This window comes from Streptomyces sp. NPDC051133 (assembly GCF_040682635.1).
Classification (GTDB): domain Bacteria; phylum Actinomycetota; class Actinomycetes; order Streptomycetales; family Streptomycetaceae; genus Streptomyces.
Genome location: NZ_JBFBBK010000003.1, coordinates 222,828 through 243,709, shown reverse-complemented (window position 1 = coordinate 243,709; position 20,882 = coordinate 222,828). Strand labels below are relative to the sequence as shown.

The window sequence follows — 20,882 nt, the reverse complement described above, 5'->3', positions numbered from 1 at the left end:
TTCCCTGTGAGTTGAGGGGTTTCGGCTATCGGCGCGGCGGTTTCGGGCCGTCTTCCGTTCCGTAAGCGTTCAACTGAGAGCCCCTCCTTGTGTGATGTGCGATCCCTAGGGTCCTTGAGGTTTTTCGAAAGAAGGGGCTCATGGACTCACTCCTCGCGATCCGGGCTCGTGGCGTCACCAAGTGCTTCGGCGACGTCGTCGCGCTCGACGGCGTCGATCTGGATGTGACGCAGGGTCAGATCCACGGTCTGGTCGGACCGAACGGGGCCGGCAAGACGACACTCCTCGGACTCCTGCTCGGCCTGGCCGTCGCCGACGGCGGCAGCCTGGAGATCCTCGGCGCACCGGTCGGGCGGACGTACGCCGCTCCCGACGGCGTCGCCGGGTTCGTGGACGGCCCCGGTCTCTACCCCTCGCTCACCGCCCGGCAGAATCTCACCGCGCTGGCCGGGCTCCGGGGCCACGGCACGCGAGCGGCCGGGATCGACGACGTGCTCGACGAGGTCGGACTCACCGAGGTCGCCGACGACCGGACCCGCGGCTTCTCGCTGGGCATGCGGCAGCGGCTCGGGCTCGCCGCCGCCCTGCTCACCAAGCCCCGCCTGCTCGTTCTGGACGAACCGTCCAACGGCCTGGACCCGGCCGGGAAGAGGCACGTGCACGGCGTCCTCACCCGGCTCGCGGCGGAGGGGACGGCCGTCGTGCTCTCCAGCCACCGCATGGACGACCTGGAGGCCCTGTGCTCCGAGGTCACCATCATCGCCACCGGACGGGTCGTCTTCTCCGGACCGCAGGCCAAGCTGGCCGCGGAGAACCGTGAACTCGACTACCGGCTCGTCACCTCAGACCCGCGGGCCGCCCGCCGGCTGGTGGGTGAGACGCCGGGGACGCAGGTGGTCGACGGCCCGGGAGGGCGCCACGGCGGCGATGCGCTGGTCGTCCGCGCACGGGTGCCCGCCCTCGACGAACTGGTCGTGCGGCTCGTGCGGTCGGGTGTCGCGCTGCGCGAACTCGCCCCTGTCGTCTCCCCGTTGGAAGCGGCCTTCCTGGCCCTCACCGAGCAACGGGAGACCGGCGGCCGGCAGCAGCCCGGAGCCCGGCAGCAGGCCGGCGGCCGGCAGCAGCCCGGCGCCCAACAGGAGCTCAGCACCCAGCAGATACAGGAGGCCGGCAGATGACCGCGACCGCGCCCGCGACCGCCGCCCCCGAGGCCGCCACTGCCGCCCGGGTCTCGGTGGCCCGCGGCTACCGCTTCGAACTGGTCAAGCTCGTCTCCCAGTGGCGGATCCGCCTGCTGGTGCTCGCCTGCTGGATCGCACCGGGGCTCTTCGTCGCCGGAGTGAGCCGGCAGAGCACGCTCCCCGCCGACACGCTCTTCGGCCGCTGGATGCCGGCCACGGGGTGGGCCGGCCCCCTGGTGATCCTCGGCTTCTCGGGAACCTGGGCGCTGCCGCTGCTGACCTCCGTGGTCGCCGGCGACGTGTTCGCCTCCGAGGACCGGCTCGGCACCTGGCGCCATCTGCTCGTGGCCGTCCGCTCACCCCGCCGGATCTTCGCGGCGAAGGCACTGGCCAGTCTCACCGTGATCCTGCTGCTCGTGGCCGGGCTCGCTGCGTCGAGCACGATCGGTGGGCTCGTCGCGGTCGGCAACCATCCGCTGGTCGGCCTCGACGGTCACTCGCTGGCCCCGGGCGCTGCCGCCGGACGGGTGCTGCTGGCCTGGGCGTGCGTCCTCGCCCCGACCCTGGCCCTCGCCGGGATCGGCCTCCTCGGATCCGTCGCGCTGGGCCGCTCCCCGATGGGGCTGCTGCTCCCGGCGGTCGTCGCGCTCGCGATGCAGCTCGCCCAGATGCTGCCCCTGCCCGTCGCCGTCCGACTCGCCCTGCCCAGCTGGGCGTTCATCGCCTGGAACGGTCTGTTCACCGCTCCGGCACAGCTCGGACCGCTGCTGATCGGCATCGTCGTCAGCCTGGTGTGGGCGGTGACCGCGACCGCGCTGGCCCAGGTGCTCTTCCTGCGGCGCGACTTCACCAACCTGACCGACGACGGTGCGGGGCGCCGCGCCGTCACCGCCGGGCTGCTCCCGCTCGCCGGGCTGGTCGCCGTGACGATCGCCGTCGTGGCGGCGGTGACCGGGGCCACGGGCTCCGGGATCTCGCAGGACAAGGTGCAGCACTCCCTCGCCACGGAGTTCGCCCACCTCTACCGCCTGCAGACCGAGCAGCTCAACCGCCCCGCCGTCACCGAAGCCCGGCTGAAGGCCACGGCGACGTGCGACAAGGGCAGCGTCAAGGTCGCCGCCGAGGGCCCCGGCAACGACTGGCGCTGCGTCGTCTCGTGGCATCTCCCCGGCGTCGAGGCCACCGGTACGGCCGTCTACCAGCTCGACGTCACCTCCGACGGGCGGTTCGTCGCCGACGGCGACGGACCGAAGGAAGTGAACGGCTACTTCCTGGTGCGGACCCCGACCGGGGACGCACCGAACCCCCTGTGGCAGTTCGACGGCAATGTCGGACTTCTTCGTTCCTCGAAGGGATGACTCCATGCAGGTAACCCGCAACCGCCGACCCGCCGAGAGGGAGTTCCTCGGCAGACGCATCGGTCACCGGAGCACCCTCACGGCCGGCGCCACCGCGGTCGTCCTCGCCGTCACCGCCGGCATCGGTTACGCCCAGACCCGTCAGTTCGGCACCGACCAGGTCGGCCAGGTGACAGACCGCGGCCAGGTCATCTCCAGCGACCAGTACATCGCCCCCTACGGTGACCGCCTCGTCATCAACAACGGCAAGATCATGTCGTCCTCGCCCAGCCCGGACGGCACCCACCTCGCGGCCTCCGTCGCCGACGGCGGGAGCGCGCTGGCCATCGTCGACGTGAAGAACTGGAAGGTGCAGCAGGTCGTCGGCACCGCCGCCTCGTCGGCGCCGCGCCTGAGCAGCAACTCCGTGGGCCAGGAAGGCCCCACGTACTCGCCCGACGGCACGCAGCTGTGGCTCGCCCAGACCGACGGCTACACCAGGTTCACGGTGAACCCGGACGGCACGGTCGCCAGCCCGACGTCGGTGAAGATCCCGGCGGACGGGGCCAAGCACGCGCTGGTGGGCCAGGCGGTGTTCTCGTCCGACGGCTCCACCGTGTACTCCGCCGTCAACGGCCAGAACCGGGTGGTCGCCATCGACGCGGCGACCGGCGCCGTCAAGCAGAGCTGGTCCGTGGGCAACGCCCCGCGCGACCTGGTCGTGGTCGGCGGCAAGCTGTACGTCGGCAACGAGGGCGGACGCCCGGCGCAGTCCGGCGACACGACCATGAACTCGTACGGCACCGACGTGCCGGCCGACCCGAAGACCGGCGCCACCACCACCGGCACGGTCAGCGTCATCGACCTGGCGAACCCGTCCGCGGCCCCGTCGAGCATCGCCGTCGGTCTGCACCCGACCGCCCTGTACGCCAAGGGCAGGGCCCTGTTCGTCACCAACACGGCCTCCAACAGCGTGTCGGTCATCGACACCGGCCGGGACAAGGTCGTCCAGACCATCTCCACCCAGCCCTGGCCGGAGGCGTCGGTCGGGTACGAGCCCAACGCCGTGACGCTGACCGACGACGGCCGGCTGCTGGTGACGCTCGGCCGGGCCAACGCCGTCGCCGTCTACCGCTTCCGCAGCCCGCTGGAGCCGGTGAGCTACGTCGGCCTGCTCCCGACGGACTACTTCCCGGCCGAGATCACGACCGTGGGCGACCAGGTGCTGGTCTCCAACACCCGCGGCATCGACGCCCGCCGCCCCACCACCGCGGCCGGGCACGGCACCCACGACACCACGTCGAGTGTGCAGCGGTTCACGCTGCCCGACGACAGCGTCATCAGGTCGCAGACGGCGAAGGTCTTCAAGCAGAACGGCTGGACGCCCGGTTCGGTCTCGATGGCCAAGGGCAGCAGCCATGCCCGGGCGGTGCCGGTCCCGACGCGGCTCGGCGACCCTTCGACGATCAAGCACGTCTTCCTGATCGTCAAGGAGAACCGGACCTACGACCAGGTCTTCGGTGACGTGCCGGAGGGCGACGGCGATCCGTCGGTGACGCAGTTCGGCGAGAACGTGACGCCGAACCAGCACGCGCTGGCCCGGCAGTTCGGCCTGTACGACAACACGTACGACATCGGCACCAACTCCGCCGAGGGCCACAACTGGCTGATGCAGGCCGACGACCCGGAGTACACCGAGTCCTCGGCCGGTGAGTACGCGCGCAGCTACGACACCGAGAACGACGCCCTCGGCCACCAGAAGTCCGGGTTCATCTGGACGGGTGCGCAGGCGGCCGGGAAGACCGTGCGCGACTTCGGCGAGTTCCAGTCGATCGAGAGCAAGCCGGCCGGCGCGACCTGGCAGAACCTCTACTGCGACGCCAAGAACATGGACGCGACCGGGCAGCCCACCGCCTACCCCATACAGACGGGCTCGGCGATCCCGTCCCTCAACTCCGTGTCGGCGCCCGGCTTCCCGATGTTCGACCTCGACGTCCCGGACGTCTACAAGTACCAGATCTGGAAGCAGGACTTCGAGAAGAACGGCCCCGCGAACCTCAACATGTTCTGGCTCTCCAACGACCACACCGGTGGTCCGGCGAGCGCGTCGGCGCAGGTCGCGGACAACGACCTCGCGGTCGGCAAGATGGTCGACGAGATCTCCCACAGCAAGTACTGGAAGGACTCGGCGATCTTCGTCGTCGAGGACGACTCGCAGGCCGGCCTCGACCACGTCGACGGCCACCGTGCGCCGATCCAGATCATCAGCCCCTGGGCCCAGCACGGCGCCGTCGACAGTCACTACTACTCCCAGATCACGATGATCCGGACGATCGAGCAGATCCTCGGGGTCCACCCGATGAACCAGAAGGACAGCGCGGCCACCCCGATGACCGGCGCCTTCACCCGGCGCCCGGACTACGCGCCGTTCACCGCGCTGCCCAACCGGACCTCGCTGACCGACGGCCTGAAGACCCCGCCCTCCTGCGGCGTGGACACCCCGGCCCCGCAGGACCCCAAGGCGGCGGCGGTGCCGTCGTCCAAGGTGCCGGCGGACAAGCGGACGCTCGCGGCCCAGTGGGACACGTGGAAGTCCAAGCAGCACCTGACCGGGTCCCACGCCATCCCCGACTTCGCCAACCCCGCGCAGATGAACCACTTCACCTGGTACCAGACGCACAACTGGACGAAGCCGTACCCCGGTGAGCACACGATCTACGCGCCGAACGACGTGCCGGGCGCCTACATCCCGTCGTCGGAGTCCGACGGCTGACCCGCCCCGCTCGCACGGAGGGCCCCCGGCCGGCATCACCGCCGGGCCCGGGGGCCCTCCCGGCTCACGGAGGGGAACAGGCGTTCCCCGGCGACCGGGTGACGGTACGTCCCTTATGCGGGCGCTTTGGCCGTAGCGCCCACATTCACCCGTACGGCGCCGGTTGCGGCCGTGCGAACTGGAAACCCGAATCCTGCCTGGGCGAGTTCCTCCTGCTCCGCCCAGGGTCCTGGGGTGTGCCGCGGCCGGTCCCCGAGCCGGCCGCGGCACCATGACCCGGCCCGGTGCCGGGCTTACCCTGTTCACCGTGCCGTCCTCCCGCCTGCGCCGTGTCGCCGTCCTGGTGCTCGAAGGGGCGAAGCCGCTCGATGTCGGCATCCCGGCCCAGGTGTTCACGACCCGTGCGAGCATGCCGTACGAGGTGCGCGTGTGCGGCGCGGCCGCCGGTCTGGTCACGGGCGGCGACGGGCTGTCGTACTCCGTCGCCCACGGCCTCGACGCGCTGGAGTGGGCCGACATCGTCTTCGTTCCCGGCTACCGGTTCCCGGACCGCGACGACCCGCCCCGGACGGTGGTCGACGCACTGCTCGCGGCCCACGGCCGGGGCGCGCGCCTCGCGGCCATCTCCACGGGCGCCTTCGCGCTGGCCGCCACCGGGCTGCTCGACGGCAGACGCGCGACGACGCACTGGCACTACACGCGGGCCCTCGCGGCGAAGCACCCGCTCGTCCGGGTCGACGAGAACGTCCTCTTCGTCGACGAGGGCAGCGTGCTGACGTCGGCAGGCGCGGCCTCCGGCATCGACCTGTGTCTGCACGTCCTGCGCGGCGACCTCGGGGTGGCCGCGTCGAACCACGCGGCCCGGCGCCTGGTCGCGGCTCCCTACCGCAGCGGCGGCCAGGCGCAGTACGTACCGCGCAGCGTGCCCGAGCCGCTCGGCGAGCGGTTCGCCGCGACCCGCGAATGGGCGCTGCACCGGCTCGGCGAGCACCTCACCCTGGAGGCCCTCGCCCGGCACGCCGGAGTCTCGGCGCGCACCTTCTCCCGGCGTTTCGCGGAGGACACCGGCTACACCCCGATGCAGTGGGTCATGCGCGCCCGCATCGACATGGCCCGCGAACTGCTGGAGCGTTCGGCGCGCGGCATCGAGCAGATCGCCGCCGACGTCGGTCTCGGCACCGGTGCCAATCTGCGGCTGCACTTCCAGCGCATCCTCGGCACCACCCCCACCGAGTACCGGCGCACCTTCGCACAGGGCGAGTAGCCCGACCGGCGCGCGTGGCGCGATCCTTGCGAACCATGGCGATCACGCCGCTGTCACGGCCGAGGGCCGCACGCGAACCTGGTGGCGAACCGAAGGGACACCACTCATGACGCGTATCGCCATCAACGGATTCGGCCGCATCGGACGCAATGTGCTGCGCGCCCTGCTCGAACGGCACAGCACCCTCGACGTCGTCGCCGTCAACGACCTCACGGAGCCCGCCACTCTCGCCCGGCTGCTCGCCTACGACACGACGGCCGGCCGGCTCGGCCGCCCGGTGACCGTCGACGGCGACGCCCTCGTGGTGGACGGCCGGCGCATCAGGGTGCTCGCCGAGCGCGAACCCGGCCGACTGCCGTGGGGCGAGCTGGGGGTGGACTTCGTCCTGGAGGCGACGGGACGCTTCACCTCGGCCGCGGCGGCCCGCGACCACCTGGCCGCCGGTGCCAAGAAGGTGCTGGTCGGCGCGCCGTCGGACGGCGCCGACGTCACCCTCGCGTTCGGGGTGAACACCGACGCCTACGACCCGGCCGCGCACACGATCGTCTCCAACGCGTCGTGCACCACCAACGCGCTCGCGCCCCTGGCCGCGGTACTGGACCGACTGGCCGGGATCGAGCACGGCTTCATGACGACCGTGCACGCCTATACGCAGGAGCAGAACCTCCAGGACGGTCCGCACCGCGACGCCCGCCGCGCCCGCGCCGCGGCGGTCAACATCGTGCCGACCACCACGGGCGCCGCCAAGGCGATCGGCCTGGTCCTGCCCGAGCTCGACGGCAAGCTGTCGGGCGACTCGATCCGCGTGCCGGTTCCGGTCGGCTCGATCGTCGAACTCAACACGACGGTCACCCGCGAGGTGACGCGGGACGACGTGCTGGAGGCGTACCGCGCCGCGGCCCAGGGCCCGCTCGCCGGAATCCTGGAGTACTCGGAGGACCCGCTCGTGTCGTCCGACATCACGGGCAACCCGGCCTCGTCGATCTTCGACTCGGCCCTGACCCGTGTCGACGGCCGGCACGTCAAGGTCGTCGCCTGGTACGACAACGAGTGGGGCTTCTCCAACCGGGTGATCGACACCCTCGAACTCCTCGCCCGCTGACCGGACACCTTCCCTACAGGCGCTGCCCGGCGGCGATCGAGAAGCCCAGGACGAGGCCGTCGCCGGCCGCCCGCGCCGAGGTCAGGGCGACGCCGCGGGGCAGTCCGGTGACGGCCACGGTCCGGGGTGCGAGCCTGCTGCGCAGCCCGGAGGCGGCCGGCAGGGAGGCGAGGTCACCGACGGCCACGCTGCGGCCGAGCACGTCCACCGTCGTCGGCGTGACGGTGAAGGCGCGCGCGGTCGCGGTCACCCTGGCCCGTACGGTGAACGGCAGCCCGAGACGCCCGGCGCTCCCGCTCAGCAGCAGGTCGCCGTCCTGGCCGGCGGCCGTCAGGCCGTCGCCCAGCGCGCCCAGCCGCCGGGTCACCTGGTCGTATCCGACGGTGGCGGTCCCGGTGCCGCCGGCGCTGTCACCGTCCGTGGTGACGTCCTTCAGCCGGATGTCGACGTCCATCACGGTGTGCTGACGCCGTACGCCCCGCGCGCTCACCTCGACGTCCCCGACGTCGCCTGCGAGGGTGCGCAGCCCGGCGAGCGGTGTGGTCAGGTGGGCGTGCACCGGGCCCTGCGGATCCAGCCGGCGGGACGCATGGGCGGCGATCCGTCCCTCGGTCCTGTGCTCGACGAACAGGTCGGTCCCGCAGGTCACGACGGCCAGTGTCGCGGCGGACGCGAGCAGCGCGAGGATCCTGCTCCGGCGGCTGGAGGTCACGTGGTCACTGCTCCGGTTCGGTCGGGTCGGGGGCGGGGGGACGGTCACGCGTGCACCTGCGGGAGGACCCGGTCGAGCCGCCGGGGGATCCACCAGTTCGCCCTGCCCATGAGGAACATGGCGGACGGCACCAGGACCAGGCGCACCACCGTGGCGTCGACGATCACGCTGATCGCCAGTCCCAGGGCGAGCATCTTCACGACCACGGTCGGCGAGGCGGTGAAGGACAGGAACACCGCGGTCATGATGAAGGCCGCGGCGGAGATGACGCGCGCCGTCGCCGACAGGCCCTCGCCGACGGACAGCCGGTTGTCCCCGGTCCGGCGCCATGCCTCGGCGATCCGGGACAGCAGGAAGATCTCGTAGTCCATGGACAGCCCGAAGACGATCGCGAACATCATCATCGGGACGTAGGACTCGATGGGCACCGGTTCGGAGAGCCCCAGCAGCGAGTCGCCCCAGCCCCATTGGAAGACCGCGACGAGCACCCCGTACGACGCGGCCGTGGTGAGCAGATTGAGCACCACCGCCTTGAGCGGGACCACCAGGCTGCGGAAGACGGTCATCAGCAGCAGGAAGGCGAGCACCAGCACGATGCCGACGACGATCGGCAGCCGCTGCCCGACCGTGTCACGGAAGTCGGCCTGACCGGCCACGCTGCCGGTGAGATAGGCCCGGGCGCCCGTGCCGTCGAGGGCCTCGGGCAGCGTTCGCCCGGACAGGGTGCCGAGCAGGGCTCCGGTGGCGGCGTCCTGGGGACCCGTGACCGGCGTGAGCGTGGTGACGAGGATCCTTCCGTCGTCACTCGCCTTGACCGGGGTGAAGGAAGCCACGCCGTCGGTGTCATGGAGAGCCGCGGTCACATCGGCGGAGATCCGGTCGGCGGCCGTGTCCGCCCCGCTCACGTCGACCACGGCGACGACCGGACCGTTCGCCCCCGCGCCGAAGCCGGGCCCGTCCGCGTGCGCGATCCAGTCGTACGCGCTGCGGGTGCTGCTGCCGGTCCGGTCGGCCCCCGCGTCGACGTGACCGAGGCGCATCGCGAACAGCGGTACGGAGCACAGGCCGAGGACGGCGAGCCCGAGGACCAGGAACGTCCAGGGGCGCCGGGAGACGAGCAGCGCGTAGCGGTGCCAGCCGTCGTGCGCTCCCTTGCTCTCGGCGACGGGGCGCCGCACCCGGATCAGGTCGATGCGCCGCCCGACCAGCCCCAGCGCCGCGGGAACCAGAGTGAGCGCGGCCGCCGCGGTGACGACGACGGCGAGGGTGGCCGCCAGGCCGATCTTGCCGATGAAGCTCAGTCCGCACGCGTACAGGCTCAGCATCGCCACGGCCACGGTGAGAGCGGCGATCAGGACGGCGCGTCCGCTGGTGCGCGCCGTGCGGGCAGCCGCCTCGACCGGGTCATGGCCGTCGACGAGGTCCTGGCGGAAGCGTGTCGTCAGGAACAGGGCGTAGTCGATGCCCACACCCAGTCCGATCATGCCGGCCAGGGTGGTGGCGGACGTGGCGAAGGAGAGGGTGGCCGCGACGATGCCCACGATGCCGAGCCCGACGCCGACGCTGATCAGCGCGGTGACCAGCGGCAGGAGGGCGGCGAGCACGCTGCCGAAGGCCAGCAGCAGGATCACCAGGGCGGTGATCACGCCCACGCCCTCGCTCAGCTTGTCGTCGGCGGGTTCCCGGACCACCTGGTCGAGATCGCCGCCGTAACCGACGCCGAGCCCCGCCGCCCGGGCGGGCGCCGTCGCCGTGTCGAGTCGCGCGGTGTAGTCGTGACCGAGGCTCTTGAGCTGCTCGTCGAAGAAGACGGTGGTGTACGCCGTACGTCCGTCCGTGCTGGTCACGACCGCGGAGACGGCGGTGACGTGCGGCAGGCCGCGCAGCTCGGACAGGGTCCGGTCGACCGCGGACCGCCGGTCGGCCACCGTGCCGGAACCGGCATGGAGGACGACCTTGCCGCTGGGCCTGCCCGCCCGCGGCATCGAGGCGGAGAGCAGATCGGCACCGGTCGCCGAGGCGGTGCCCGGCAGGCTGACCTGGTCGCTGAAGGTGGGCGCGGCGAGGTGCCTGCCCGCGACGGCGGCGAGCAGCACCAGCAGCCATACGGCGACGACCGCGGCCGGATGCCGCGCGCAGAACCGGCCGAGGCCGCTCGGCCCGCCGCGCTCCGGCGGGGGGTCCGTTGGCGGGTGCGCGTCGGTGAGCGCCACGGTCGGCGCGGGGGAGTGCTGAGGTGGTCGGGGCACCGGGTCTCCAAAGAAAGTGGCACGAGTGACACGAACTCTAGAGAGAAAGTGGCACGTATGACAATTGGCAGACATGACAGAAGTCGCGGGCGGCCCGGCGGACGTGACACGCGTGCCGATTGACAGTCACGACACCATGGCGGAGGCTCGGCCCATGCAGAGTGAGATCGCCCCCGGTGGACTGCGCGAACGCAAAAAGGAGGAGACGCGGCGCCTGCTGCTGGAGGGGGCGGCCCGCCTGTTCGGGCAGCGGGGCTTCGAGAGCACCACCGTCGCGGACATCGCCGCATACGCGAACGTCTCCGTGCGCACCTTCTTCCGGTACTTCGAGAGCAAGGAAGCGCTGCTGCTCCCGGACGGCGTCGAGATCTTCGCCTACGTGGAGGACGCGCTCTCCCGGCGCCCGGCCGACGAGGAGCCCCTGGACGCGGTGTGCAACGCGCTGCTGGACGCCGCCGAGCCGTTCGCGGCCTCCACCCTCACCGCGCTCAGCCACCCGCTCGAGGACATCGAGAACGTCGTCACGACCCGCCTCGTCCAGGCCTTCTCGGACTTCGAGGAGCGGCTCACCGTCTTGGTCCAGCGCCGGCTGCCCCGGGACACGCCCGACGCCGACCTCAAGGCGGCCGTGATCGCGTGCGCGGCCCTCTCCGCGGTCCGCGCGGTCCTGCGCACCCGCCGGGCGCGCCGGGCCTCCGGCATCACGGACGCCGGCCCCGGCCCCCTGCTGCGGGCGTTCGGCCTCCTGCGCGAGATCGGCTCGCCCGCAGGTTCCTGACGGCGGGTCAGCCCGTCGGCCGGAGCGGAAGCGGCCCCCGCGTTCGCCGTGGGGCGGGACGCCATGTGGCGACCAGCGCGGCGGCCAGCAGCAGTTCGGCGATGTCGCCGCCGTAGTACATGATCTCCGCGCCGCCCTGGACCTGCTCGACCGGTGCGTGGACGTAGACCCAGAAGCCGCCGTACATGAGCTGGGCCAGCACGGCGTGCGCGGCGACCGCGACACCGAGGTAGACCAGGCGGGTCCGTACGCCCGGCCGGGCGGGTGCGGGGTCGGGCCCCGCGATGACGTACGCGAACAGGCACCCCGACAGCAGGAAGTGGACGTGCAGGAGCCAGTGGGCCCACAGGTGACGGCTCATCACGTCGTACAACGGGGTGAAGTAGAGCACGGCCAGGCTGCCGGTGGACAGGAGCAGTGCCGTGGCGGGGTGAGCGAGCGTGCGGGCGGCCCGGCCGTGCAGGACGGCCGTCAGCCGCCGGCCCCGTGCGGCGGGCAGGGTGCGCAGCAGCAGGGTGACGGGGGCACCGAGCACCAGGGCGGGCGGTGCGTACATGCCGATGAGCATGTGCTGGACCATGTGGCCGCGGAAGTCGGTGTGCGCGAACGGGGCGAGCGGCGGCAGCAAGGCCACGCCGAGCAGCACGACGCCGGCCAGGAAGGAAGCCGTCCGCCACCGTCCCCACCCCAGGACCGGGTTCTTCCGGCGCGCCCGGCGGGCCAGGTGCACGTACAGGCCGGCGGCGACCAGCAGCGCCAGTACGAGACCTGCCGTGGCCGGCGCGTCGGCGGCCGCGCCGTGGTCGTGCACGGTCATGTCGTGATGGCCCATCAGGCGCTCCGCGCGCGACGGCCGGTGCCGCCCGGAGCGCCGGGGTCGAAGGGCCGGCCGCCGCGCTGCAGGAGGTACCCGCCGATCAGCAGGAGGGCGCCCAGCGCGAGGAAGCCCATGTCCCACCAGATCTGGTGGGGGCCGCCGTGCACGTGGTGGATGCCGAGGATCTGGTGGTCCAGGAGTCCCTCGACGACGTTGAACAGGCCCCAGCCCGCGAGGATCCAGCCCCACAGCACGCGTGAGGTCCACACCCGGCGCCGGTCGTGGGTGACCCGGGAGTACAGGACGGCCAGGCCGGTCAGGACGGCCAGCCAGCAGACGACGTGGAAGATGCCGTCCCACACGGTGTTCATCTCCAGACCGGACACGGTGTGCGGGTCGTAGTACTTCACCCCGATGCGGTCGTGGTTGGTGCTGGAGAGCATGTGGTGCCACTGCAGGAGCTGGTGCAGCAGGATGCCGTCGAGGAAGCCGCCCAGTCCCACCCCCAGCACGATGCCCGGCAGCTGGAGACTTGCGGGAGCGGTGCCCTGAGTCCCGCCGGTGGGAGTGGCCATGCTGTTCCTCCATCCGCTGACGCGCCTCGCGCTGCCGAGCCCCCGGATGAAGACGCCTTCCCCGCAGAACGGTCGAAACCACCCCGCCGGACCGGCATCGGCCCGAAACGTCTGCGCCCGTTTGAGCCGCCGTCGCTGCTTCGGGACAGGTGGGGCGGCGTGCTGGGACGGGACGTCGACCGCACGTCACGGCTTCGGCGTTGACGCGTATTCGATGACCGCGGAGACGTCTTTCCCGTCAACTCGGCTTTCCTCCGGGTGGCTTGTGTGCCGTCGAGCCCAGCGCACGGCGGCAGGCGCTGCCAAGCCCGTCAGGGCGAACACGGCTCCCACGACGTACCAGCCGGGTCGGCCCCAGGTGATGCAGAGCGCGATGAGCAGACCGGGTCCGAAGGCCTCGGCCAGTCCGGCGCCCAGCCCGAACACCCCCAGGTACTGCCCCGTGGCGTGCCGGGGAGCCAACGCGAAGGACACCTCGAAGCCGGCGGCCGAGTGCCACAGCTCCCCGGCCGTGTGGATCACCACCGCGGTGAGGAGCAGCGTCGCGGCGGCCCACCCCGGCGGCCCCGCGGACAGCGAGACCATCGAGCAGGAGACGAGGAAGGCCACCCCCGCACGCCGGTAGGCACGGCCGCCGGCCTCGGGTGAGTCGATGCCGCGGCTCGCCCGCACCTGGAACACGACGACGATGACCGTGCCGGTGAGCATGGTCCCCGAGACGAGCCAGTGCGGAGCGGTCGTGGCGCCCACCAGCCAGAGCGGGATGGCCACGGTGAGCACCTTGAACTGGATGGCGAGGACGCCGTCGAGGGCGGTGAGCAGCAGGTAGGGACGGTCGCGCAGGGCGATCCGGCGCGGGCCGCCGGTGACGGGGACGGGCGTGACCGGCGGCAGCAGGACCAGGAGTGCCGCGGCGGTCACGAAGGCGAGCGCATTGCCCACGGCCATGAGCCGATAGGCGGTGAGAGTGCCGGCCTGGACCACCCAGCCCGCGCCCACCGCACCGAGGGAGACGCCGACGTTGGTCACCGCGCGGAGAAAGGCCCGGAACTCCTGCGGCCGGTCCCCTCCGTAGTGCCGGACGAGCGGACTGCGGGCGGCTGTACCGGCTGCCTTCGCCCCGGCGGCCGCGCACACCGCGAGCACGAACGGCCAGAAGCCGTCGACCAGGACGAAGCAGGTGGTGGCCAGGGCCTGGACGACGAGGGTGGCCGCGTAGACGCCGCGCGCCCCGTGTCTGTCCGCCAGGTGACCGACGGCGACGCCCAGGGCCAGCGCGACGAGACCGGCGATGCCGAGCCCGAGCCCCACCTGACCGGCGGGCAGGTGGACCGCCTCGGTGAAGTACAGCACTCCGGCCGTCAGGTACAGGCCGCTGCCGACGGTGTAGACGAAGTTCGAGGCCGCCAGGACGCGTTGTGGTCCGGCGTCCGGCATCAGACGGGGCAAGGCCGGGCTCCGTGTCGCAGGCAGGAGGTAAGGACCCGAACAGCTTGTTGCATCTTACTTGCAAGAGCAAGTCAGTTGCCAGAATGGCCGGACGGGAGCGCGGACGTGCGGATAGCCGTCTTCGCCTCCGGCAGAGCTCGACCCGAACGGAAGGAAGCCTCCGTGCCCGTCATCCGCGTTCCCCGCCGGCCGGCCGCGCCGCGGTTCATGGCCATGACCGCCGTGACCGCCGTGACCCTGCTCGGACTCGTCGGCTGGTACCTGTTCTCCGGGCGAGGCGCCGGGCTGCTGCCGCAGGACAGTTGGGGACCGTGGCGGGAGAAGCGGGTCCCCTACTGGTCGGTGTGGGTGCGGGTCAACTCCTGGAGCCACGCCGCCGAGGCGACCGGCGCCTACGGCAAGGCGGACGACTTCAGCCTGAAGGCCTACGGCACCCCGGCCACCGCCACGACCGCGGACCGCACCCGGTTCACCCTGACACCCGACGGCGAACTCACCGCTCGGCAGCCACGGGCCGACGACGCGCGATGACGCGCGCACGCACCGGTCGGCCGGTGCGTGCCCGGCCCCGCGACCCCGGCAAGGTCCGAAGGAGAGGGCCTAGCGTGGAGGTGTGGGCGGTGGCGTGGTGACGCTGTTCCTGTGCGGTGACGTGATGCTCGGACGCGGCGTCGACCAGATCCTCGCGCACCCCGGAAGCCCGGTGCTGCGCGAGGACTACGTCGCGGACGCACGGACGTACGTGGACCTGGCCGAGGCGGTCAACGGGCCGATCCCCGCCCCGGTCGACCCGTCCTGGCCCTGGGGCGCGGCCCTGCCGGTGCTGGAGCGGACCGCCCCCGACGCCCGCATCGTGAACCTGGAGACCGCCGTCACCGGCAGCGACACGTTCGCACCCGGCAAGGGGATCCACTACCGCATGCATCCGGCCAACCTGCCGGCCCTGACGGCGGCCCGGCCCGACGTGTGCGTCCTGGCCAACAACCACGTGCTGGACTTCGGCCGGCGGGGCCTGGCGGAGACGCTGGACTCGCTGGCCGGTGCGGGGCTGCGGACGGCGGGCGCGGGACGCACGTCCGACGAGGCCCGCGCGCCGGTGGCCGTCCCGGTCGGGTCCGGCCGCCGCGTGCTGGTCTTCGGCCTCGGCGCGCAGTCCAGCGGCATCCCGCCCGGCTGGGCGGCGACCGCGGACCGGTCCGGCGTCGCGTACGTCCGCGAGCTGTCGGACGCGGCCGCGGAGGCCACCGTCCGACGCGTGCGGCTCGCGAAGCGTCCGGGCGACATCGCGGTCGTGTCCGTCCACTGGGGCTCCAACTGGGGCTATCACGTGCCCCGCCACCAGATCCGCTTCGCGCACACCCTGGTCGACGGCGGCGTCGACGTCGTCCACGGACACTCCTCGCACCATCCCCGCCCCGTCGAGGTGTACCGCGGCCGGCTGGTCCTGCACGGCTGCGGCGACTTCATCGACGACTACGAGGGCATCTCCGGCTACGAGGAGTACCGCGACGACCTCCGGCTCGGCCACCTGGTCTCGGTGGAGGCGGACACCGGGCGGCTGACCGGCGTACGGATCATGTGCCTGCGGGCGCGGCGCATGCGGCTGGAACCCGCCACGGCCGCGGATCGCGCCTGGCTGCGCGCGACCCTGGAGCGGATCAGTGAAGGCGCCGCCATCGGCGCGGGACCCGACGGCATGCTCACCCTCGTACCGGCGGCGGCGGACGCCCCGGGGCGGCGCGAGCGGTGAGCCGCCGACCGGGGCTGGGTACGCGTGAGGTGCCACATCGTCGCCTGATGGGGAGATGACTGAAATGATCTTCCTCGGACTGCTTCTTCTCGTGGGCACCGGAGCGTTCACCGCCCTGGCGATCGCCGGCAACCTCGCCGGCGGACCCGAATACACCGTGTCCGTGCTCCATCACACCATCGCCACCGTGAACGGGCTCGCGCTGTTCAGCGCCGGCCTCGCGCTGGCGCTCGTCTTCTGCCTGGGCCTGGCGATGATGACCACCGCGGCCGTGCATCGCCATCGTCAGCACGGCCCCGTGGTCCACGGGGGCGCGGGACGCGGGACGCCGCCGCGATCGGCGGGCTGACCGGACGCACGGGTGGGCCCTGGCGGCTCGCACGAAAGGAGGGCCCGACGGGGCACGGCTACGGCGCCGGTGCCGCGCCCAGACACTCCTTGCACCACTCCCGGACCGTCTCGGCGACCTGCTCCAGGGCGCCGGGTTCCTCGAAGAGGTGGGTGGCGCCCGGGATCACGTGCACGCGGCCGGCGACGCGCAAGTGCCGCGCGGCCTCCTCGTTGAGCCGCAGCACCTCGTGGTCCAGGCCGCCGACGACGAGCAGGACCGGCGCGCGCACGGCGGGCAGCACGTCCCCGGCCAGATCCGGACGCCCGCCGCGCGAGACCACGGTCAGGACGCGGTCGGGGTGCTCGGCGGCGGCTCGCAGCGCGGCGGCGGCACCCGTGCTCGCGCCGAACAGGACGACGGGCAGGTCACGCGTACGGGGCTGAGTGCCCAGCCACTCCAGGGCGGCCACCAGGCGACGCCCCAGCAGCGGGATGTCGAACCGGTGCTCGGCCGTGACGACGTCCCGGCGTTCCTCCTCCTCGGTCAGCAAATCGATCAGGAGGGTGCCCAGCCCGGCCTCCCGCAACGTGGCGGCCACCGCCCGGTTGCGCGGACTGTGCCGGGAGCTGCCGCTGCCGTGCGCGAACAGCACCACGGCCCGCGCGGACTCGGGCACCACGAGATCACCCGGGAGTACGCCGCCGTCGGCGGGCACCACAACCGTCTCGGTGTTCATCGCGATCAACTTCTCCGGAAGACAGTGCGGCTCGGAGCGCGTGCGAGGCTCCGTACGCCAGGTACCCCGGTGCGGGGACTGCTATCGGCGTGAGGCCCGGCGCGGCAGCGCGGCGCGCGGTGCACGGTTGTCCACCCGACGGCCGGCCGGCAGCACCGCGCGGGGCCCGGCGGTACGCGTGGGACCGAGCACGACGGCTGCCCGTCCGCCGCGGATGCGAACTGGCGGGCGCGGGGCGGAGGTTCGGACGTATGTTGTGCGGTGAATGATCCATGCCTCGGTTGGAAGACGGACACGAACTCATGACTGATCCCGCGACGACGCCCGAGCAGGCGGAGCACCGGAAGATCGACACGTCGGTGCCGCACTCGGCCCGTATCTGGAACTACTGGCTGGGCGGCAAGGACAACTACCCCGTCGACGAGGAGGCCGGTGACGCCTACAGCGCCGTCTTCCCCGGCATCGTCACCATCGCCCGCAGCAGCCGTGCCTTCCTGCGCCGCAACATCACGTATCTGGTCCGCGAAGCGGGTATCCGGCAGTTCCTGGACGTCGGCACCGGCCTGCCGACGGCCGAGAACACCCACGAGGTCGCCCAGGGGATCGCTCCGGAGGCCCGGATCGTGTACGTCGACAACGATCCGATGGTCCTGGCACACGCCCGTGCCCTGCTCTACTCCACCGACGAGGGCGCGACCGCGTACGTCGACGCCGATGTCACGGATCCGGAGCGGATCCTCGCGGCGGCCGCCGAGACGCTCGACCTCAGCCGGCCGACCGGGCTCATCCTGAGCAACATCCTCGGGCACGTCGCCGACTACGACCGGGCCCGCGGCATCGTGGACCGGCTGATGGCCGCCCTGCCGTCCGGCAGCCACCTCTCCGTCAACGACGGATCTCGCGGGATCGACCCGGTCTTCGAGCAGGCGCAGGACTCCTACAACAGCAGCGGCGCAGTCCCGTACAACCTGCGCAGCGTCGAGGAGATCACGGCGTTCTTCGACGGCCTGAAGCTCATCGAGCCCGGCGTCGTCCCGGTCACGCAGTGGCGCCCCGAGCCGGGCTCGCCCACCCCGGAGACCGTCGCCGAGCACGGCGGCCTCGCCCTGAAGCCGTAACGCCGGCACGCGCCGTCCGCCACCCCCGGCCCGCGGTGGCGGACGGTGCCCCCTGCGGCGACGCTGAGCCACCACGCGGAAAAAGTCTGTCTTTTTCGAACAAGTGTTATCCGGGGCGCATCGAACCGTCTCCCAGGTATCGGACACAATCGTCCGGCGTCGAGGACAGGGAAGATGTGATGAGCGCACAGCACGCCGTGGAGACGGCGGCACTGGTGACCGCTGCCCGGGAGGGTGACATACGGGCCCAGGACGCCTTGGTCAACGCCTATCTCCCGTTGGTCTACAACATCGTGGGCCGCGCCCTGAACGGCTCGGTGGATGTGGACGACGTGGTCCAGGAGACCATGCTGCGCGCCCTCGACGGCCTGGGCGGTCTGCGCACTCCGGAACGCTTCCGCTCCTGGCTCGTCGCGATCGCGATGAACCAGGTCCGCACGCACTGGCAGGACCGGCAGTCCGCCCCTGCCGGGGTGGAGGAGGCCGAGGACCTGGCCGATCCGGGCGCCGACTTCGTCGACCTGACGGTGATGCAGCTGCAGCTCGCCGGGCAGCGCCAGGAGACCGCGCGGGCGACGCGCTGGCTCGAGCCGGACGACCGGGGGCTGCTCTCGCTGTGGTGGCTGGAGTGCGCCGGCGAGCTGACCCGCGCCGAGGTCGCCGCGGCCCTGGACCTGTCGCCCCAGCACACGGCCGTCCGCGTGCAGCGGATGAAGGCGCAGCTGGAGGCCGCCCGCGTGGTGGTACGCGCGCTCGACGCACGCCCGCTGTGCGAGGAACTCCGCGTCGTCCTCGCCCCCTGGGACGGCAGGCCCTCGGCACTGTGGCGCAAACGAATAGCCCGGCACGCCCGCGGCTGCGCCCGCTGCAACGGCCTGTGGAGCGGACTGATGCCCGCCGAGGGACTGCTGGCCGGTCTGGCACTCGTCGCGGCGTCCACCGCGCTGGTCGAGAGCGTGCGCTCCGCCACCGGCGGGGCGGCCGAGGCCGGATTCGCCACCCCGCTCGGCACCTCCTCAGACCCGACCGGATCGGGCCCGGGGACCGGACCACGTGCCACGCGGGGCCGGGGGACCTCCCGCAGCGAGTCCCGTCGGCGCCGGCGCTACCGGCGCCGCGCCCTCGGCGGTGCCGTCGTCGCGGCCTGCGTCGCGGGAGGCGGCCTGTGGTACTTCGGCACGGGGCCCGGAACCGGATCCGAGAGCGCGAGCGCCGACCGAGCCGCGGACGCCCCCGCCGTCGACCTCTCCGCACCCAGCGCCGTCGGGACCACGCCGTCGAAGTCGCCTTCCCCGTCGCCGTCCGCCTCGAAGCCGAAGAAACCGAGCCCTTCCAGGACACCGAAGCCCGCCAGGAAGAGTCCGCCGGCTCCCCGGCGCTCCTCCCCGCCGGCCGCGGTGCCGGCCGCCACCCCGCAGGCGCAGTCCGCCCCGTCGGGCACCGTCGGTCAGGTGGTCGCGCTGGTCAACAAGGAGCGTGCGGCAGCCGGCTGCGGTCCGCTCACCGAGAACCCGGAACTGGAGAAGGCGGCACAGGGCCACTCCGACGACATGGCCGCCCGCCACTTCTTCGACCACACCAACCCCGACGGTGCCGACCCCGGACAGCGCATCACCGCGGCGGGCTACCGCTGGTCCACCTACGGGGAGAACATCGCCCAGGGCCAGCAGACCGCCGACTCCGTGATGCAGTCCTGGATGAACAGTCCCGGCCACCGCGCGAACATCCTCAACTGCTCCTTCAAGGACATCGGCGTGGGCGTCCACCAGGGCCCCGGCGGCCCCTGGTGGACCCAGGACTTCGGCGCCAAGCTGTGACGCCACCCCTTGGCGGGGCGGATGTCCTCGGCAGCAAGTCGGGTGGGCCGCGAACTTTTCCCGCGCCGTGCTCATCCCACCTGAGGGAAGGCGGAACACAACGCCGAGAACGAAGGGGAGAACGTTCACCATGACGCACAAGCACCACGACCACGAGTCCCAGGGCGCTCCGGCCACGCGCTCCGGCCGGCGCCGGCGGTTCGCACGGGCGACGCTCGCCGCGACGACCGTCGTCGGGCTGGGGATCACCGGAGCAGGTGTCGCGCAGGCCGGTCAGGCGAGTGCCGCGAAGGGGGCGCCGACCTGCGCCGTGTCCGGCCTGAAGGCGTCGTTCGGCAAGGGCCTGGCCGGCGGCATGAACCATCAGGGCGTCGTGCTCAAGCTGAAGAACACCAGCGCCCATACCTGCCTGCTGCGGGGCTACCCGGGCCTCGGCCTGGAGAACGCCGCCCACCGGGTGCTCCCCTCGACGACCCACTGGGGAGACACCTGGTACGCGAAGAGCCCCGCCAAGTCCACCCTGACCCTCGGGACGGGCAAGAGTGTCGAGGCCGTCATCTCCTGGACGCATGCCAACACCGGTACGTCCGATGCCGTCCACGCCGCCTATCTGGAGGTCACGCCGCCGGCGGCGACCAGCCACAAGACGCTCGAGTTCCCGCAGTGGGTGGACCACGGAGACCTCCGGGTCACCGCGCTCGCCTACCGGATCCCGGTGAACGACTGATCGCACCGCGGCTGAAGACAGAGCGCGGCGCGCGGCCGAACAGAGCGCGCGGCCGTCGTGTCACGCGGTGGGCCGCGGCGTGACCGGTCTCCGGTGCCCGCGTCCGGGGCTGCGGGCCCGGCCTGGTCCCCTCCGTCGAGGCCGAGCGCCGTCAGGGACGGCAGCC

The 20,882-nt window shown here is 72.3% G+C and carries 18 protein-coding genes; 12 read left to right on the top strand and 6 right to left on the bottom strand.

The genetic code is table 11. The features are described from left to right. The first annotated feature begins 140 nt into the window (after positions 1 to 140). From AB0N17_RS05545 to gap, 5 genes are all read left to right on the top strand, one after another. On the top strand, positions 141 to 1,178 hold the full coding sequence (locus AB0N17_RS05545) for an ABC transporter ATP-binding protein (protein ID WP_366009814.1): 1,038 nt from the start codon (positions 141 to 143) through the stop codon (positions 1,176 to 1,178). After that, entirely contained in the window at positions 1,175 to 2,539 is a 1,365-nt protein-coding gene (locus tag AB0N17_RS05540) for an ABC transporter permease (protein ID WP_366009813.1), read from the top strand. The genes AB0N17_RS05545 and AB0N17_RS05540 overlap by 4 nt, the downstream gene beginning before the upstream one ends. A gap of 4 nt (positions 2,540 to 2,543) precedes the next feature. Continuing rightward, a complete protein-coding gene (locus tag AB0N17_RS05535; protein WP_366009812.1) occupies positions 2,544 to 5,291 on the top strand; it encodes a bifunctional YncE family protein/alkaline phosphatase family protein in 2,748 nt (915 codons plus the stop codon). 307 nt (positions 5,292 to 5,598) lie between these two features. Continuing rightward, positions 5,599 to 6,555 (top strand): helix-turn-helix domain-containing protein, encoded by a 957-nt coding sequence (locus tag AB0N17_RS05530; RefSeq protein ID WP_366009811.1) that lies wholly within the window; start codon positions 5,599 to 5,601, stop codon positions 6,553 to 6,555. A gap of 106 nt (positions 6,556 to 6,661) precedes the next feature. Further along, the gene (gap, locus tag AB0N17_RS05525; protein ID WP_366009810.1) at positions 6,662 to 7,657 is read left to right on the top strand and encodes a type I glyceraldehyde-3-phosphate dehydrogenase; all 996 of its coding nucleotides are present in this window, start codon (positions 6,662 to 6,664) and stop codon (positions 7,655 to 7,657) included. Between the two features lie 13 nt (positions 7,658 to 7,670). Here gap and AB0N17_RS05520 read toward each other — a convergent pair whose 3' ends face one another. Then, positions 7,671 to 8,369 carry a hypothetical protein gene (locus AB0N17_RS05520; RefSeq protein WP_366009809.1) on the bottom strand — a complete coding sequence of 233 codons (699 nt, stop codon included), beginning with the start codon at positions 8,367 to 8,369 and terminating at the stop codon, positions 7,671 to 7,673. 44 nt (positions 8,370 to 8,413) lie between these two features. Beyond that, entirely contained in the window at positions 8,414 to 10,618 is a 2,205-nt protein-coding gene (locus tag AB0N17_RS05515; protein WP_366009808.1) for an MMPL family transporter, read from the bottom strand. Positions 10,619 to 10,772: 154 nt separating this feature from the next. Between AB0N17_RS05515 and AB0N17_RS05510 the strand changes: the two genes are divergently transcribed. Continuing rightward, positions 10,773 to 11,396: a helix-turn-helix domain-containing protein gene (locus tag AB0N17_RS05510; RefSeq protein ID WP_366009807.1), complete on the top strand. Its 624-nt coding sequence runs from the start codon at positions 10,773 to 10,775 to the stop codon at positions 11,394 to 11,396. Between the two features lie 7 nt (positions 11,397 to 11,403). Here AB0N17_RS05510 and AB0N17_RS05505 read toward each other — a convergent pair whose 3' ends face one another. The 3 genes from AB0N17_RS05505 to AB0N17_RS05495 all read right to left on the bottom strand — a co-directional run bounded on the left by AB0N17_RS05505 (position 11,404) and on the right by AB0N17_RS05495 (position 14,237). Further along, positions 11,404 to 12,213 (bottom strand): cytochrome c oxidase assembly protein, encoded by an 810-nt coding sequence (locus AB0N17_RS05505; protein ID WP_366009931.1) that lies wholly within the window; start codon positions 12,211 to 12,213, stop codon positions 11,404 to 11,406. Between the two features lie 14 nt (positions 12,214 to 12,227). After that, positions 12,228 to 12,788 carry a DUF2243 domain-containing protein gene (locus tag AB0N17_RS05500; RefSeq protein WP_366009806.1) on the bottom strand — a complete coding sequence of 187 codons (561 nt, stop codon included), beginning with the start codon at positions 12,786 to 12,788 and terminating at the stop codon, positions 12,228 to 12,230. Between the two features lie 186 nt (positions 12,789 to 12,974). Next, a complete protein-coding gene (locus tag AB0N17_RS05495) occupies positions 12,975 to 14,237 on the bottom strand; it encodes an MFS transporter (protein ID WP_366009805.1) in 1,263 nt (420 codons plus the stop codon). Positions 14,238 to 14,399: 162 nt separating this feature from the next. On the opposite strand from AB0N17_RS05495, the gene AB0N17_RS05490 reads away from it, so the two are divergent. The 3 genes from AB0N17_RS05490 to AB0N17_RS05480 all read left to right on the top strand — a co-directional run bounded on the left by AB0N17_RS05490 (position 14,400) and on the right by AB0N17_RS05480 (position 16,336). Beyond that, positions 14,400 to 14,768 (top strand): hypothetical protein, encoded by a 369-nt coding sequence (locus tag AB0N17_RS05490; RefSeq protein ID WP_366009804.1) that lies wholly within the window; start codon positions 14,400 to 14,402, stop codon positions 14,766 to 14,768. Positions 14,769 to 14,850: 82 nt separating this feature from the next. Then, the gene (locus tag AB0N17_RS05485; protein ID WP_366009803.1) at positions 14,851 to 15,987 is read left to right on the top strand and encodes a CapA family protein; all 1,137 of its coding nucleotides are present in this window, start codon (positions 14,851 to 14,853) and stop codon (positions 15,985 to 15,987) included. 64 nt (positions 15,988 to 16,051) lie between these two features. Then, positions 16,052 to 16,336, top strand: a complete 285-nt coding sequence (locus AB0N17_RS05480) for a hypothetical protein (protein WP_366009802.1) — start codon at positions 16,052 to 16,054, stop codon at positions 16,334 to 16,336. Positions 16,337 to 16,394: 58 nt separating this feature from the next. Here AB0N17_RS05480 and AB0N17_RS05475 read toward each other — a convergent pair whose 3' ends face one another. Continuing rightward, positions 16,395 to 17,054: an alpha/beta fold hydrolase gene (locus AB0N17_RS05475; RefSeq protein WP_366009801.1), complete on the bottom strand. Its 660-nt coding sequence runs from the start codon at positions 17,052 to 17,054 to the stop codon at positions 16,395 to 16,397. A gap of 302 nt (positions 17,055 to 17,356) precedes the next feature. On the opposite strand from AB0N17_RS05475, the gene AB0N17_RS05470 reads away from it, so the two are divergent. From AB0N17_RS05470 to AB0N17_RS05460, 3 genes are all read left to right on the top strand, one after another. Then, positions 17,357 to 18,172 (top strand): SAM-dependent methyltransferase, encoded by an 816-nt coding sequence (locus AB0N17_RS05470; protein WP_366009800.1) that lies wholly within the window; start codon positions 17,357 to 17,359, stop codon positions 18,170 to 18,172. Between the two features lie 179 nt (positions 18,173 to 18,351). Continuing rightward, complete coding sequence (locus AB0N17_RS05465) at positions 18,352 to 19,989, top strand: sigma-70 family RNA polymerase sigma factor (protein WP_366009799.1); 1,638 nt, start codon at positions 18,352 to 18,354, stop codon at positions 19,987 to 19,989. Between the two features lie 130 nt (positions 19,990 to 20,119). After that, complete coding sequence (locus AB0N17_RS05460) at positions 20,120 to 20,716, top strand: DUF4232 domain-containing protein (RefSeq protein WP_366009798.1); 597 nt, start codon at positions 20,120 to 20,122, stop codon at positions 20,714 to 20,716. The last annotated feature ends 166 nt before the right edge of the window (positions 20,717 to 20,882 follow it).